This window comes from Paenarthrobacter sp. YAF11_1 (assembly GCF_052113445.1).
Classification (GTDB): domain Bacteria; phylum Actinomycetota; class Actinomycetes; order Actinomycetales; family Micrococcaceae; genus Arthrobacter.
This window is the reverse complement of sequence record NZ_JBFRDF010000023.1, coordinates 16,036-30,378: the sequence shown is the minus strand read 5'-3', so window position 1 is coordinate 30,378 and position 14,343 is coordinate 16,036. Positions and strand designations below refer to the sequence as shown.

General features: G+C 63.9%; 12 protein-coding genes and 1 rRNA gene. 6 read left to right on the top strand and 7 right to left on the bottom strand.

Annotated features, from left to right (window positions below; translation table 11 throughout):
* From rrf to AB4Y77_RS22400, 3 genes are all read left to right on the top strand, one after another.
* Positions 1-86: ribosomal RNA gene (gene rrf / locus AB4Y77_RS22410) — 5S ribosomal RNA — on the top strand; the annotation flags it as partial.
* A gap of 102 nt (positions 87-188) precedes the next feature.
* A complete protein-coding gene (locus AB4Y77_RS22405; RefSeq protein WP_442015394.1) occupies positions 189-683 on the top strand; it encodes an SRPBCC domain-containing protein in 495 nt (164 codons plus the stop codon).
* Positions 676-1,197, top strand: coding sequence for a GNAT family N-acetyltransferase (locus AB4Y77_RS22400; RefSeq protein WP_442015393.1), 522 nt, complete (start codon positions 676-678; stop codon positions 1,195-1,197). Before AB4Y77_RS22405 ends, AB4Y77_RS22400 begins: the two co-directional genes overlap by 8 nt.
* A 31-nt stretch (positions 1,198-1,228) precedes the next feature.
* On the opposite strand, the gene AB4Y77_RS22395 is transcribed toward AB4Y77_RS22400, so the two are convergent.
* Positions 1,229-2,251: a LacI family DNA-binding transcriptional regulator gene (locus tag AB4Y77_RS22395; protein WP_311215432.1), complete on the bottom strand. Its 1,023-nt coding sequence runs from the start codon at positions 2,249-2,251 to the stop codon at positions 1,229-1,231.
* Positions 2,252-2,270: 19 nt separating this feature from the next.
* Positions 2,271-3,998 carry a glycoside hydrolase family 13 protein gene (locus AB4Y77_RS22390; protein ID WP_442015392.1) on the bottom strand — a complete coding sequence of 576 codons (1,728 nt, stop codon included), beginning with the start codon at positions 3,996-3,998 and terminating at the stop codon, positions 2,271-2,273.
* Positions 3,999-4,340: 342 nt separating this feature from the next.
* Here AB4Y77_RS22390 and AB4Y77_RS22385 point away from each other — a divergent pair, with 342 nt between their 5' ends.
* The 3 genes from AB4Y77_RS22385 (at position 4,341) to AB4Y77_RS22375 (ending at position 8,094) form a co-directional block, all read left to right on the top strand.
* Complete coding sequence (locus AB4Y77_RS22385) at positions 4,341-5,804, top strand: FAD-binding oxidoreductase (protein WP_311215430.1); 1,464 nt, start codon at positions 4,341-4,343, stop codon at positions 5,802-5,804.
* A 417-nt stretch (positions 5,805-6,221) separates the two neighbouring features.
* Positions 6,222-7,523 carry an MFS transporter gene (locus tag AB4Y77_RS22380; protein ID WP_442015391.1) on the top strand — a complete coding sequence of 434 codons (1,302 nt, stop codon included), beginning with the start codon at positions 6,222-6,224 and terminating at the stop codon, positions 7,521-7,523.
* Between the two features lie 82 nt (positions 7,524-7,605).
* The gene (locus AB4Y77_RS22375; protein WP_442015390.1) at positions 7,606-8,094 is read left to right on the top strand and encodes a pyridoxamine 5'-phosphate oxidase family protein; all 489 of its coding nucleotides are present in this window, start codon (positions 7,606-7,608) and stop codon (positions 8,092-8,094) included.
* Between the two features lie 101 nt (positions 8,095-8,195).
* On the opposite strand, the gene AB4Y77_RS22370 is transcribed toward AB4Y77_RS22375, so the two are convergent.
* The 5 genes from AB4Y77_RS22370 to AB4Y77_RS22350 form a co-directional block, all read right to left on the bottom strand.
* A complete protein-coding gene (locus AB4Y77_RS22370) occupies positions 8,196-9,413 on the bottom strand; it encodes an amidohydrolase family protein (RefSeq protein WP_442015389.1) in 1,218 nt (405 codons plus the stop codon).
* 36 nt (positions 9,414-9,449) lie between these two features.
* Entirely contained in the window at positions 9,450-10,472 is a 1,023-nt protein-coding gene (locus AB4Y77_RS22365) for an ABC transporter ATP-binding protein (protein WP_442015388.1), read from the bottom strand.
* An 8-nt stretch (positions 10,473-10,480) separates the two neighbouring features.
* Positions 10,481-11,533 carry an ABC transporter ATP-binding protein gene (locus AB4Y77_RS22360; protein WP_442015387.1) on the bottom strand — a complete coding sequence of 351 codons (1,053 nt, stop codon included), beginning with the start codon at positions 11,531-11,533 and terminating at the stop codon, positions 10,481-10,483.
* Positions 11,530-12,531 (bottom strand): ABC transporter permease, encoded by a 1,002-nt coding sequence (locus AB4Y77_RS22355; RefSeq protein ID WP_172322974.1) that lies wholly within the window; start codon positions 12,529-12,531, stop codon positions 11,530-11,532. Before AB4Y77_RS22355 ends, AB4Y77_RS22360 begins: the two co-directional genes overlap by 4 nt.
* A gap of 75 nt (positions 12,532-12,606) precedes the next feature.
* Complete coding sequence (locus tag AB4Y77_RS22350; RefSeq protein ID WP_311214946.1) at positions 12,607-14,331, bottom strand: ABC transporter substrate-binding protein; 1,725 nt, start codon at positions 14,329-14,331, stop codon at positions 12,607-12,609.
* Positions 14,332-14,343: the final 12 nt, after the last annotated feature.

Genomic DNA, 14,343 nt, shown 5'->3' with positions numbered 1-14,343 from the left:
GTCCCATTCCGAACCCGGAAGCTAAGACCCACAGCGCCGATGGTACTGCACCCGGGAGGGTGTGGGAGAGTAGGACACCGCCGGACACACATTAGGCAAGAGCCCCGACCACAGGTCGGGGCTCTTCCCCTTTAACCACCACAACACCAACACCCCAGCGCCCTGACCCACCGGTAGAGTTGGTGGTCATGGAAAACCTCTTCAGCCACCCAGCCTCTGAACCCGAACCATCCCAACAGGCAGGCGACGCACTGCAGCCGCTCATCTTCACTGTTGTGGTGCCCACGAGTATTTCGCACGCTTTCCAGGGATTCACTGATCATCCGCACCTATGGTGGCCGCTGGAGCAGGAGAGCGTCTTCGGCGCGGGGTCCCATGTGGAGTTCGAAGAGAACCTGATTCTTGAGACGGCCGAGGACGGCCGTACGTCGGTGTGGGGCACTATTGACGATTGGCAGCCTCCGCTGTCCTTTCACGCCAGCTGGTACCCGGCCGGAACGCCGTTGTGGTCCACCGAGATCCGGGTTGTCTTTGGTGCCGTGGATGAGGGTACGGAAGTGCGTTTGATCCACGACGGCTGGGAAGGCGCCGAGGATCCTGCGGCGTCCCGGGCTTCCTACGCTGAGGGCTGGCCCCGCGTCCTGGCCTGCTACGAGAGGTTCATGGGCGGAGCCATTGCCTAGGGTCCGCCGGCTCCAGCCGAGTGATTGGCGTTTGCTGCGAGAGGTCCGGCTGGAGATGCTCAAAGACACACCCATGGCCTACGTGGAGAGCCTGGAGGCAGCTCGTCGGCAAACCGAAACGCAGTGGCAGGAACGTGCGGCTGCCATGTCCGGCGACAGCAGTTTCACGTTGATCGCCGATGCTGGCCAGGATGGCAGCAGTTTCTGCGGATTGATGCGCGTAGTACTCAAGCATCCCCAGGGCTCGGAGATTCCCCTTCAGGCCATGCTGGTCAGCGTTTACGTGGCACCTGAGCACCGGGGGCTGGGGCTGGCCGACGAACTCCTCAATGAGGCCTGCAAAGCCGCCGTGGAAGAACTCGCTGCCGGGAGCATCCAGCTCGGTGTGCATGAGGAGAACTCACGGGCACTGGCGTTCTACCGGCGTCACGGTTTTGAGACCACAGGTGCCAGCAGGTCATATCCGCAGGACACCTCCAAGCTTGAGCTCACCATGGAGCGCCGGCTGTCGTAGCAGGCCACTTGAGGAGCACCTCAAGGAGCTGCTAGAACGTACCTGCTTTGGGTACAGCGGTGCTGGAGCGCACCACCAGTTTGGTGGGGTGTTCGGTATCGGCAGGTTCCAGGACGAGGCCCTTGGTGATCGCGCCCAACAAGGTGCGGACTGCCAGCGCTCCTTGGCCTTTGGCGTCCTGGTCGATGGTGGTCAGGCCCAGGACGTTGCCCAGATCATGTCCGTCGATCCCCATGACGGAGAGGTCATCCGGGATGCGGAGCCCGAAGTCCCGGGCCGCGAGGATGGTGCCGATGGCCATTTCGTCGGAGGCCGCGAAGACGGCGGTTGGCCTGTCCGGCGCACTGGCCAGCAGCTGCCGCGCGGCGGCGTAAGCGCCTTCAATGGTGAAGTCCGCGGAAACGATCCATTCGGGCCTGACAGGACAGCCGGCGTCGTTCATTGCTTCTTCGAATCCGCTGCGACGCGTTCCAGGAAGATGGAAGTCCTGGTCGTAGGCCTCATTGCCGGTGATGTGGGCGATCTTGGTGTGCCCGAGGCCGAGCAGGTGGTTGGTGGCCTTCCGCGCGATTCCGGAGTCGTCGATCCGGATGGTTGATGCTCCGGGCAGTGGCCCGCCAATTCCGACGATCGGGCGGTGCATGGCGTGGAGCTGCTGAATTTCGGCTTCGCTCAGTTCCAGCGATACCGCGATGACCGCGTCCACCCGCTTGCGCAACAGGAAGTCGTTGAAGACGCTGTGCCGGTGCTCGGGGTTTTCCCCGATGTTGTACAGGGTGAGGTCGTACCCGGCCTCAAGCAGCGCGGCCGATGCGCCCTCGATCACGGCTGAGAAGAACCAGCGGTGGACCGAGGGCACCACCAAGCCAACGTTATGCGTGCGCCCGGAGGCAAGGCTGGAGGCGTGGTAGGACAGCACGAAGCCCAGCTCTGATGCAGCGGCGCGGGCACGCTCCCGGCTGGTAGGCGATACATTGCCCTTGCCGCTGAGCGCCCGTGACACGGTGGCAACGGACAGCCCTGCGCGCTCGGCTACGTCCTTGATGCCCGTCATGCCGCTCCTAGGTGAAATATCAGCTGACCGTCAGCCAGATTGTCTCCCCTGAGCCTAGTTGATCGGCGCCTGATGGAGCGGCGCTGCGCAGGATGGTGCGTCCGACCGGAAGCGGCAGTGGATCGGAGCCTGCGTTCATGATCACCAGGGTGTTGCCGTTAAGGTACGCCAGTGAGGACCCGGTGCAGTAGTCCTCGACCCAGGCCAGGGATCCTTGGCCGAGCCGGAGCGCGGCGCGTTCAGCGAGCATGGCCCGGTACAAGTTAAGGTGCGACGCCGGATCGGACTCCTGCAGGTCCCTCGCCAGTGTGGGCCAGGACTCGGGCTGCGGCACCCAAGGGCCCATGCCGCTACCGAACCCGGAGTGGGCTTCGGATGAACGCCAAGGGAGCGGCACACGGCAACCGTCGCGGCCGATGCGGGCTCCGCCGGTGCGGGCAAAGGTTGGATCCTGGCGCATGCTGCCGGGAATACTGGAGGAATCGGGCAGGCCCAGTTCTTCGCCTTGGTAGAGGTAGGCGCCACCCGGGAGGCCGAGCATGAACATGGTTGCCGCGGCAGCCCGGCGTCGTCCGAGTTCTTCGTTGGGTTGTGCGTCGTCGGGGCCGATGCCGTCTCCGTCGCGGGGACCCGGTCCGTCGTACCCGAAGCGCGAGACGTGCCGGACAACATCGTGGTTGGACAAAACCCACGTGCTGGGGGCGCCCACGGCGTCCAGGGACACCAAAGAGTCCGTGATGATGTGGCGCAGGCGGTTTACGTCCAGGCCGGCGTGCAGGTACGGGAAGTTGAAAGCCTGGTGCATTTCATCAGGGCGGACCCACTGCGCCAGCCGGGGGAGGGGGTCCACATTGGCTTCTGCGCAGAGGATGCGGTCCGGACCGTATTCTTCCAGGATGGAACGCCAGCGGCGGTAGATGTCGTGGAGGGCAGGCTGGCCGAACATCGGAGCGTCCTGGCCGGGGAAACCGTCGGAGCTGTTGCCGTCGGCGCGGCCACCCCAGTTGGGCAGGCCGGCCGCCTTGACCAGCGCGTGGGCCACATCCACCCGGAAGCCGGAGATGCCGCGGTCCAGCCAGAATCGGAGGACGCGTTCAAACTCAGCATGAACTGCCGGGTTATCCCAGTTGAAATCCGGCTGCGAGGAGTCAAAGAGGTGCAGGAACCACTGACCGGGCTCTCCGTTGGGCTCGGTGATGCGTGTCCACGCCGAACCGCCGAAGTGCGATTGCCAGTTGTTGGGCGGCTCGCTGCCATCGTGCCCCAGACCGTCGCGGAAGATGAACATGTCCCGTTGCACGCTGCCGGCACCCGCAGCAAGTGCTGCTTGGAAGGCGACGTGCTGGTCTGAACAGTGATTGGGGACGAGGTCCGCGATGACGCGCAGGTTGAGCCTGTTGGCCTCTGCGATGAGGGAATCGAAGTCGGACAAGGTGCCGAACAGGGGATCGACGTCGCAGTAGTCGCTGACGTCATAACCCGCATCCCGCTGGGGTGAGCGGTAGAACGGTGACAACCACACGGCGTCGACGCCCAGAGCCGATAATTGCGGGAGTTCAGCCGTGATGCCCGCCAAGTCTCCTACGCCGTCGCCGTTGAGGTCCCGGAAGGAGCGCGGATAGATCTGGTAGATCACCGCGGAACGCCACCATCCGTGCGCCGTGGAGGCATCGTGGACCGGGGTCAGATGCGTGAAAGCTGCAGTGGGCTCGTGGGTCGCAACCGAGAGCAATGAATCAACGGACATGGACACATCGTAGAAGAGAATTCTGAGAATTGTAAACGTTTCCAGCCCTAAGGGTACTGTCTTTGAGGCCTATAGGAGGCGCAGACCCTTCACGCTAAGGGATCTACAGATGCGGTGTGGAAGCGCTTGCGGCCCCGTTGTCGCGACACCATCGATAGGGGGTGCGTGGCTGCAAACGGGAGAGCTCCGCGGGAATCTGGGCGCTGCCTCCGACTGTAGGTCCCGACGGTGAGCCAGGCTGCCGTCACTGCCCCATGCCGCTCTGGCTAGACTATGAGCACTGAAAACGCTGCGAAGACTGCCGGTTTGGCGTGTCCGCGGCGCGCATGTGGAGGTAGTGCTTTGTCGGACGAAACGGCTGTGGCCGGTACATCAGCGGAACGCATCAAGGGCCGCACGGTGGGGCATGTGGAAGAAACCCGGCCGACAGACGGGCAAAGGGCGTTCCTGCAGGAATTGTCGGCAGGGCTCAGGCCTGAGCAAATGGCCGGCGACGAAGAAACCCTCACCGTCTACTCCATCGATCAGGGGCCGATGCTGGAGAGGCACCTGCCACTGGCCGTCGTCTGGGCCGAATCCGTGGAAGACGTGCAACACATCGTCCGCACTTGCGCAGCGCATCAGGTGCCGATCGTCGCCCGGGGTGCGGGCACCGGGGTTTCCGGCGGAGCGCACGCCACACCAGGCTGCATCGTGCTGGGCCTTGAACGGATGAACCGCATCCTGGACCTCAACCCCGACGACGAGACCGCCGTCGTCGAACCCGGCGTCATCAACGCCGACCTCAACGCTGCAGCCGCCGAACACGGCCTCATGTACGCACCCGACCCCGCCAGTTACAAGATGTCCACGATCGGCGGCAACGTGGCCACGAACGCCGGAGGGCTCCGGTGCGCCAAGTACGGGGTGACCCGCGATTCCGTCCTGGCCCTGGACGTCGTCATGGCCGACGGCTCCCTCATGCACACCGGCCACCAAACCTTCAAAGGCGTGGCCGGGTACGACCTCACCGCGCTGCTGGTGGGCTCCGAAGGGACACTCGGAATCGTGGTGGGCGTGACCGTCCGGCTGAAATACCTTCCCCGCGAAATCCACACCATCGCCGCGTTCTACCAGGACTTCCGCAGCGCAGCCGCCGGTGTGCTTGCCGTGGGCAAGGCCCGCGTCCAGCCCGCCATCATGGAACTCCTGGATAACGGCACCCTGGAGCAGCTCGACGAACTCCACCGCGGCGGCCTCCAAAAGCGCGGAAAATCCCTGCTGCTCATCCAAACAGACGGTTTCGGTGCGGCCGCAGAAGCCGACGTCGTCCGGCAAGTACTCGCCGACGGCGGTGCAACCGTCACCACCGAAGCCAGCGCCGAAGCCGAGATGCTGGTGGAACTTCGGCGCAACAGCCGCGGCGTGGAAGTGGACGACGAATTCCGGGTTGGCGAAGACATCGCCGTCCCGCGCTCGCGTCTGGTGGATTTCGTCGCCGAACTCGAAGCCATGGCCGCACGGTTCCAGGTACGCCTCAAAGTGGTGGCCCATGCAGGCGACGGCAACCTGCACCCCACCTTCTGGATGGAGCGAGTGAACCCGGCCACCGACGCCGACGCGTTGAGGCGGCTGAACGCGGCCCTGGACGAATCCATCCGGATAGGCCTGGACATGGGCGGCACCATCACCGGGGAGCACGGGGTGGGCCAATACAAACTGCGCTGGCTCGGGCTGGAACAACCGGAGCCTGTGCGGGAGCTGCAGCGGCGGATCAAGGAGCTGTTCGACCCCCAGGGGATCCTGAATCCGGGGAAGGCTATCTAGGCTCTCTTCGTGGTGCAGCCCGCGGTGGGTGCGGCCCGCGGTGGGTGCGGCCCGCAGTGGGTGCGGCCCGCAGTGGGTGCGGCCCGCAGGGCCGAAACGCTCGGCGCGCTCGGTCGTGCCTCCCTTAGACGCGCGCTGCCGCGTTCCAGCCCTGCGGACCGCCGGTGAGGGCCCTGCTGTGATGCTCTATCACTTCCCGCGTGGTGGAGGTGCGACGCTCTATCACTTCCCGCGTGGTGGGGTGTGACGCTCTATCACCTCCAACCCTTTTGCGGATCTCTGCTTCTCATCTTGGTATTCCAAACCTGTGATGATTGAAGTTTGTCTCATTTTATCGGGTTGATTGCTGGCATTTACTTTCCGCCATTCTCGTCCTAGGCTTACTTGGTATACCAAAGTTGCTATGAGGGGAATGACGTGCGCGAGAAGCGGCAGGCTGGAGCTGGACTGAGTCCGAGGCTGATGACGGGGTTGGTGTTGCTTGGGCTCGTCATGGTTTCCGTCAATCTTCGGCCGGCCATCACTACCGTTGCCGGGGTGATGAACCAAGTGCCGGGTGTGTTTGGTTTGGATCCTTCGCTTCTTCCGTTGCTGGGGACTTTGCCTGTGTTGGCCTTTGGGGTTTCGGGTCCGATTGGTCCCTGGCTGGCCCGACGTTGGGGGACCGGGCGGGCTGTGGCTGTTGCGTTGGTGGCCCTGGCTGTTGCGCTGATTGTCCGGGCGACAGTGCCCGCACTCTTGCTGCCAGGCACGTTCCTGGCCGGCATGGCGATCATGACCGCCAGTGTCCTGGTGCCTCAGATTGTCAAGGCAAACCATGGCACGGGATGGTGGACTGGACTGTGCACCATGGGATTCGGTCTGGGCGCTGCGCTCGGCGCCGGGCTGGTCCAGCCGTTGCAGCACCTCTTGGGCGGCAGCCTGCCGTGGGCTCTGGCCGTGTGGGCGGTGCCGGCACTGGTGGGTGCCATCCTCATTTACCGATCCGGAGGTACCCCCGCACACGGTGCCGGGCCGACGGCAGGTGGCAACGCGCCGTCGTCGGCCGGCACCAAAGTAGCCGGCACCAGCGAACCTGTCCCCGGGGAGCCGGCCATACCGCTCAGAAAGCAGCGCACTGCGTGGGCAGTGACCGCGTTCTTTGGCCTGCAGGCGATGCTCTACTTCGCCATCACGTCGTGGCTGGCGGTGTATTTGGTATCCCGGGGGCTCGGACCAGCAGAATCGGCGGCCCTCCTGGCGTGGTTCAGCCTGGCGGGACTTCCTGCAAGCCTGCTGGCCCCCGTACTCGCCAGCCGTCCCGGCATCTTGAAATTCCTGGCACCAGGGCTTGGATTGTCGGTGGCGCTCGCGCTCCTGGGTGTGCTCGCGGCCCCGGCTGAGCTGCAGTTCCTGATGGTCGGGATTCTGGGCGTGGTGCAAAGTGCTGGATTCGGACTCGCCATGGCATTGGTGGTGATCCGTTCGGCCGGACCCCAATCGGCCGGACGACTCTCCGCCATGAGCCAGGGCTTCGGGTTCGCACTGGCGTCCCTGGGCCCGCTGGGGGCAGGGTTGCTGCACACCCTGGCCGGCGGCTGGGAAGTGACGTTCTGGGTTCTGGCTGCTGAAGCCGTGGTGCTCGCAGGGGCAGGATTCTTCGCGATCCGCGGCCCCCTGGTGAGTGTGGAGCCGGTGCCGGTACCAGTTGAACCAGGATCCACACCTACCCTCGTTTGATCATCCCGCCGCACAAGGGTCTATGGAGCGAACCAGACTGGTGCCCTGTCCGGGCGCAGCCCTGCAGCGTATCCTCGGCGGTATGACGAACTCACCAGCAGGGACCGATCAGCCGAGCCCTCCAGCCACCGAAGTCCTGGAAACCAACGAATGCTGGGAGCTCCTCAGGGGTGTATCCGTGGGCCGGCTCGCGGTGTGGGTGGATGACCACCCGGACATCTTCCCCGTGAACTACAAAGTGGACCACGGAACCATGGTGTTCCGCACCGGTGAAGGCACCAAACTGCATGCCGCCCTCAGCGACGCCCCGGTGGCCATGGAGGCTGACAGCGTCAACACGGAGACTGGCGTGGCGTGGAGCGTGGTGGTCAGGGGCCAGGCAACTGCCGTGAAGCTGACCGAGGATGTCCTGGATACCGTCGGACTCCTCTTGTTCCCTTGGGAGGCGGGGCAAAAGGACCAGTTCATCCGCATCACTCCAAGCGAAGTGACTGGCCGCCGTTTCACGGTGACACCCCCGGTCACCTGGTGGACCCCGTTGGACGATGCACCGACAGCCCGCGGTGAGTAACTGATAACGCGCCGAAACCCGCCCCTGCCCGTAACCCGCACCGTTGTGCGGCATGGGGTTCGAACAAGAGCGGGTTTGGATGAGCGGGTTCAGAGGGGTAGCTAGACCAGTTCCAACTGGTCCGCCACGATCCTGCCCTGATGGATCACGGTCCGGTCCTTGCCTCGATCCATGACGGTGGAGGCCACCGTTTCGCCGTCCACCAGCAGCAGTTCCGCTGGGTCGCCAACCTCGACGCCGGGACGGTGGGCGGTGTCCTTGAGCCGGGTCGCGTTGGGGTCAAGGATGCTGGCGCCGCCGATGGTGGCGATGGCCAGGCAGTGTTCGATCAGCTCGTCCTTGCGGAAACCGTGGGTGAAAGCGAGCTGCCAGGTACGGTCCAACATGTCGGTGTTGCCGTAGGGGGACCAGTAGTCGCGCTGGCCGTCTTCGCCCAAGCCCAAGCGGACACCGGCCTCGGTCAACAGGGGGATGGGCAGTTGGCCGGCAGCCGATGGGGCAACCGATGCCAGGGAAACGTCCAACTCCGCGAACGCATCAATCAGCCTGCGGGTGGTGGCCTCGTTGACGCTGCCCAGCTGGTAGGCGTGGGACATGGTCACCTTGCCCTGCATACCCAGCGCGCGCGTGCGCTCAAGCACCAGATCCGTGCTGAACACACCCAGCTCGCCCGGTTCGTGGAGGTGGATATCGATGGGAACCTGGTACTTCTCCGCCAGGCCGAAGACGATGTCCAGGTGCTTGGCCGGATCCCGGTCCAAAGTGCAGGGATCGATGCCACCCATCACGTTGGCCCCTGCCTTCAGCGCCTCTTCCATCAGCTCAACAGTGCCCTCCTCGAGCAACAGACCGGCCTGCGGGAAGGCGATGATGTCCACGGACGCCTGACCGGCAAACTTCTCCTTGGCGGCAGCAACGGCGTCGAAACGCTCCAGCCTGCAGTCCACATCCACCTGCGCGTAGGAACGCACACGGGTGGTGCCCCGCGCGATCATCCGTCCCAGAGTGTCGTTCACCCGATCCTGCAGCGGGACCTCGGCGTTGCGCCAGTTCTTACGGTCGTTCATCATCATGGTCCACACGCCTGGACCACCCGTGTGTTCACGGAAGGGCAAGCCGATGCGGGTGGAATCGAGGTGGACGTGGACATCTGAGAACGACGGCAACAGAATCCGCCCCCGGCCGTAGACAAGCGTCACGCCATCGGGAACGCTGCGGGCCGGGTCGTGGGGTTCGACGGCGGTGATCTTGCCGTCAGCGATACTCACATCGCTGAGCCCTTGTCCCCAAGGACGGACGGCGTGGATCAGGGTGTTCAATGGGTGCTCCTTCGGTAGTGAATCTGTTGCATGTCTCTATTGCACGCCTGCCAGGACCGATGCCGCCATACCCGTGTGGTGGCAGGCAGGGGCGGCAGGAGTGGCAGGCGTGGGGATCTGGTCGATGCAGCGTTGGCGCTGGTTTTCGGGGAGGGTGCCGATCAGCGGGCAACGGGTGCGGAAGACGCAGCCGCTGGGCGGGTTGGCCGGTGAGGGCAGGTCGCCGCGAAGCCGGATCTTCACTTGTTCCCGCGCTGCGCGGGGATCCGGCAACGGCACTGCCGAAAGGAGTGCCTTGGTGTACGGATGCCCTGGATCGTTGAACAAGGCGTCGCGCGGCCCCTGTTCAACGATCTTGCCCAGATACATCACCGCAACCTCGTGGGAAATGTGCCGGACCACGGAGAGATCGTGGGCAATGAAAATGTAGGAAACACCGGTGTCACGCTGGATCTGCTGCAGCAGGTTCACCACCTGTGCCTGCACGGAGACGTCCAAGGCGGAGACTGGTTCGTCGCACACGATCACCGACGGGTTCAGGGAGATAGCGCGTGCAATGCCCACCCGTTGCCGTTGCCCACCGGAGAACTCATGCGGGAAGCGGTTGTAGTGCTCCGGCTTGAGTCCCACCTGGTCCAGAAGTTCCTTGACCCGGTTCTTGAGCCCACCCGGCGGGCTGATCTTCTGCGCCACCATGGGAGCCGCGATGGCTGTGCCCACGGTCTGCCGGGGATTCAGGGAAGCAAAGGGATCCTGGAAGATCATCTGGACCTTGCGCCGGAAGTTGTACAAATCCTTGCCGCGCAACCCGCTGATGTCCACGCCGTCGATCATGATCCGCCCGCCCGTTGGATCCAGGAGGCGGGCCACCATGCGGCCGGTGGTCGACTTACCGCAACCGGACTCACCCACGAGCCCCAAAGTCTGGCCTCGGGCAAGGCTGAAGGACACGCCGTCGACCGCTTTGACTGAGCGCTTGGCAGCCCCCGGAAGGAGGCCGCCCTTCAGCGGAAAATGCTTCTGAAGGTTCTCCACCTGGAGAATGGGTTGATGTTCCATGGCGGGTCCTAACGCGAATTCCGGATGGTAATGATCTGCGGGCCGCTCAAATGGCACCGTTTTCCGTGCCCGTCCTCAACCCGGAGCTCAGGGCGTTGGCTGACGCAGATGCCGTCGTCGGCCAGTTCTGCGTACTGGCACCGTGCGCTGAAGATGCAGCCCTTGGGCAGGTCAAGGAGCGACGGCGGCTGGCCGGGTATGGGGTTCAGCCGGCTGGAAGAGCTGTTCAGCGTGGGCATCGAGTTGAGCAGGCCCAGCGTGTACGGGTGCTGGGTGTCGTAGAAGATGTCATCCACAGGGCCGGACTCGACGCATTGGCCTCCGTACATGACCAACACGTTGTCGCAAACCTCGGCGACGACTCCGAGATCGTGGGTGATCAGGATCAACGCTGAGTTGCTTTCCTCCTGGAGCTCGGACATCAGGTCCAGGATCTGGGCCTGCACCGTCACATCCAGCGCAGTGGTGGGCTCGTCGGCGATCAAGAGCTCCGGCTCACAGATCAATGCCATGGCGATCATGGCACGCTGGCGCATGCCACCGGAGAAGTGGTGGGGGTACTCGTCGTAGCGCTGCTCAGGGCTGGGGATACCCACCCTTCCCAGCATGTCGACGGCGGCCGCCCGGGCCTGCTTCTTGCTCGCCTTGTTGTGGACCAGGTACGCCTCGGCGATCTGGTGGCCCACAGTGTAGAAGGGATGCAAGGCAGATAAGGGATCCTGGAAGATCATGCCGATGTTGCGTCCACGGAGCTGGCGCATGGCCGATTCCGGGATCGCAACAAGGTCCTTGCCCTGGAACATCGCCTGGCCGGTGACCTGCGCCGAGGTGCCCTTGAGCAGGCCCATGAGCGCCTGGCTGGTGACGGATTTTCCGGATCCTGATTCGCCAACGATCCCAAGTGTCTGGCCGCGTTCCAGCGCGAAGTCCATGCCATTCACTGCGGAGACAACGCCGTCGTCCGTTGGGAATTTCACGGAGAGGTTCCGGACCTCCAGGAAAGGGGCGGTGGCTGTACCGCCGGCAAGTGCGCTCGCGGTAGTTGTATTCAACTGGGTCATTGGAGCCTCACTCGGGGATCGATGGCGGCGTAGGCGAGGTCCACCACAACGTTGGCGACGATCACGAAGAACGCGGCCAGCATGGTGATGGCCATGGTGACGGGGAGGTCGCCGGAAATGGCGGCGTGCACAGCCGTGAAGCCCAGGCCGGGGACGGAGAAGATCTGTTCCGTGAGGACCGCGCCGCCCAGAAGGAGGCCAATGTCCATACCGAGCATGGTCACCACGGGAGTGATGCCGGCCCGCACACCGTGCTTGAACGTGACAGTCCGCGGCGCCAAGCCCTTGGCACGGGCAGTCCGGATGAAGTCCTCACCGAACGTCTCGATCATGTTGGTCCTGGTGACACGGATGTAGGAAGCACTGAAGAGCACGGCCAACGCAATCCACGGCAACAAGTAGTTGGCCACCCATGCCCCGGGCCCCTGCGGGCCAAAGGGGCTGTTGATCTCGTTGGTGGTGAACGGCAGCAGGTGGAGCTGGTTGACGAACAGGAGCAACAGGAACAGGCCGGTCACCGGGATGGGCAGCGAGACACCCACGGAGGCCGCGCCAACAATGAACTTATCCATCGGGGACCCCTTGCGCAGGGCAGCCAAAAGGCCCAGGCCGACGCCGGTGATGGTCCACAGCACCAGCGCGCCGATGGCCATGGAGAAAGTGTAGGGGAGCGAGCGGGCGATGATGTCCGCTACGTTCTCATTGGTTTGGAAGGACTTGCCGAGGCAGGGCCACTCACACAGTGTCTGGGCGCCGGGGGCACCGATCATCCGTGAGGAGAAGAGCCCGCGGATGTAGTCGGCGTACTGGACCAGGAAAGGCTGGTCCATTCCCAAGGCAACGCGGGCCTCGGCGACGCGTTCTGGCGTGCATTCCTGCCCACAAGCAGCAGCCGCGGGGTCCGAGGGGCCCAGCTGGAAGAGCGTGAAGGTGATGAAGCTGACGGCGGCGAGAAGCAGGACCAGAGATCCGGTCCGGCGAAGAATGAAAGTCATCATGGTGGTGGTTGCGGGCCGCCCGCTGGTGCAGGCGGCCCGCTTCTCCTTCTGGACTATGTGGTTTTCGAAGCCCGACTATTTCTCGACGCCGACGATCGAGAGGTCGATGCCGCCGAAGAAGTAGCCCACCTGGGCATTGCGGACGTTCGAACCCACCACGCTGTTGGTGTGGCTGCGGATGAGTGGCACGATCGGGTACGTCTTCAACGCCGATCCGAAGGCCTCGGACCACTTCTTGCCCAGTTCCTCGGAGGTGCCATCCGTATTGCGGAGATCAAACATGGCCTTGGAAACCACGGGATCGAAGTAGCGGGACGTGTTGGAGAAGCCGTAACTGGTGCCCTCGTTGTTCGGGCCAAGCAGTGGATCTGCGGAGGTACGGATGGACGCAGGATCGGCGCCACCGCACCAGCCGGAACGGCCCATGTCCGGGAGTTGCTCGCTGGCCAGGATGGAGTAGTAGTTCGGTGCGGGAATCGCCACCAGTTCCACCTCGATGCCCAGGGCCTTCAGGTTCTGCTGCACCACGGTGCCCGTGTTCTTGAAAGCATCCCGGTTGTTGGCGTAGCCGTACGTAAGGCTCTTGGGGTAGTCCTTGCCTTCCAGAAGCTTCTTGGCTTCCTCCAGCTTGGGCTTCCCCGTGGGATCCAGCTCCAGTTCGGTCTCCACGTAGCCACGCATTTTCGCGTTCAGCGGGCTCTGGGTGATCTCGCCAAAGCGACGTCCGCCGTACTGGACCAGGATGGACTGGCGGTCCAGCGCCAAGGCGATGGCCTTGCGGACATCCGGGTCCTTGATCTTTTCCGTGTTCAGGCTCAGGACGTCGTTGCATCCCAGGAGACCGGAGGCGACGCGGTCCTTGACCTTGGCATCGGCCAGTTTGGCGGAGTCAGAGGTCTGCAGGGCGCCGTTGGAGTCCAGAGTGATGGCGTTCGGGTCCGAGTCGGCCAGCAGCTGCTGGCTGATGGTGGCCTGCGACGTGGAGAGCGAGAAGCTGAACGTGTCCGGAAGGGCCGAACGGTTGGGGTCCGTGGCGGGATCCCAGTGCGGGTTGCGGACCAGCTTGAGGGACTTGCCGCGGTTGTACGACTCCACCATGTAGGGCCCCGAGGAAACGGGGTGGTTGGTGTAGTCCAGCTTGGTGTCCTTGGCCTTCGGAACCGGGGCCGTGTTGGACCGCGATGCCAGGGCCGGGAACTCCGCGAACGGCTTCTTCAAGTGGAAGACCACGGTGCGGTCATCGGGTGTTTCAACCGCCTTGAGCACAGCGGAAGGATCCTTATAAGGTCCCTTGTACCCACCGGCGTCGAGCGCTGCATTCAACTCCTGCGGCGCCTGGGTGAAGACGTCCTGCGCGAAAGTCCGCTCCACGCCGTACTTGATGTCTGCCGAGGTGATGGGCGTGCCATCCTCGAACTTCACGCCTTCCTTAAGGGTGAACGTCCAGCTCAGGCCGTCATCGGAGACCTTGCCTGTATCGGTCGCAAGGTCCGGGACCACTGTTGGCGGCTGGCCTGCGGTTTCCTTGGCCATGGTCAGCGTGCGGTAGTACAGCTGGCCGACGTTGGCGGTCTGGACATAGTTGCTGTTGCCCGGATCCAGGGTCTGGAAATCGGAGGACATGAGGACGTTGATGTTGCCGCCCTTGCCGTTGAAGCCGGACTTGACCACGTTGGGGGCCAACTCCGTGACCGACCCGGCCGACTGGGAACTGCCGGGCTGGCTTTGGCCGGCGCCGCAGCCAGTGGCTGCCATGGCGATCAACACCGAAAGTGCCAGTGCTCTTGCAGGGGTTTTCATGATGCTCCTTGT

Coding starts and splice junctions, on each gene's coding strand:
- AB4Y77_RS22355 (WP_172322974.1), bottom strand. CDS start 12,531: ATGATGACTTTCATTCTTCGCCGGACCGGATCTCTGGTCCTGCTTCTC.
- AB4Y77_RS22360 (WP_442015387.1), bottom strand. CDS start 11,533: ATGACCCAGTTGAATACAACTACCGCGAGCGCACTTGCCGGCGGTACA.
- AB4Y77_RS22375 (WP_442015390.1), top strand. CDS start 7,606: ATGACGAACTCACCAGCAGGGACCGATCAGCCGAGCCCTCCAGCCACC.
- AB4Y77_RS22350 (WP_311214946.1), bottom strand. CDS start 14,331: ATGAAAACCCCTGCAAGAGCACTGGCACTTTCGGTGTTGATCGCCATG.
- AB4Y77_RS22390 (WP_442015392.1), bottom strand. CDS start 3,998: ATGTCCGTTGATTCATTGCTCTCGGTTGCGACCCACGAGCCCACTGCA.
- AB4Y77_RS22395 (WP_311215432.1), bottom strand. CDS start 2,251: ATGACGGGCATCAAGGACGTAGCCGAGCGCGCAGGGCTGTCCGTTGCC.
- AB4Y77_RS22365 (WP_442015388.1), bottom strand. CDS start 10,472: ATGGAACATCAACCCATTCTCCAGGTGGAGAACCTTCAGAAGCATTTT.
- AB4Y77_RS22405 (WP_442015394.1), top strand. CDS start 189: ATGGAAAACCTCTTCAGCCACCCAGCCTCTGAACCCGAACCATCCCAA.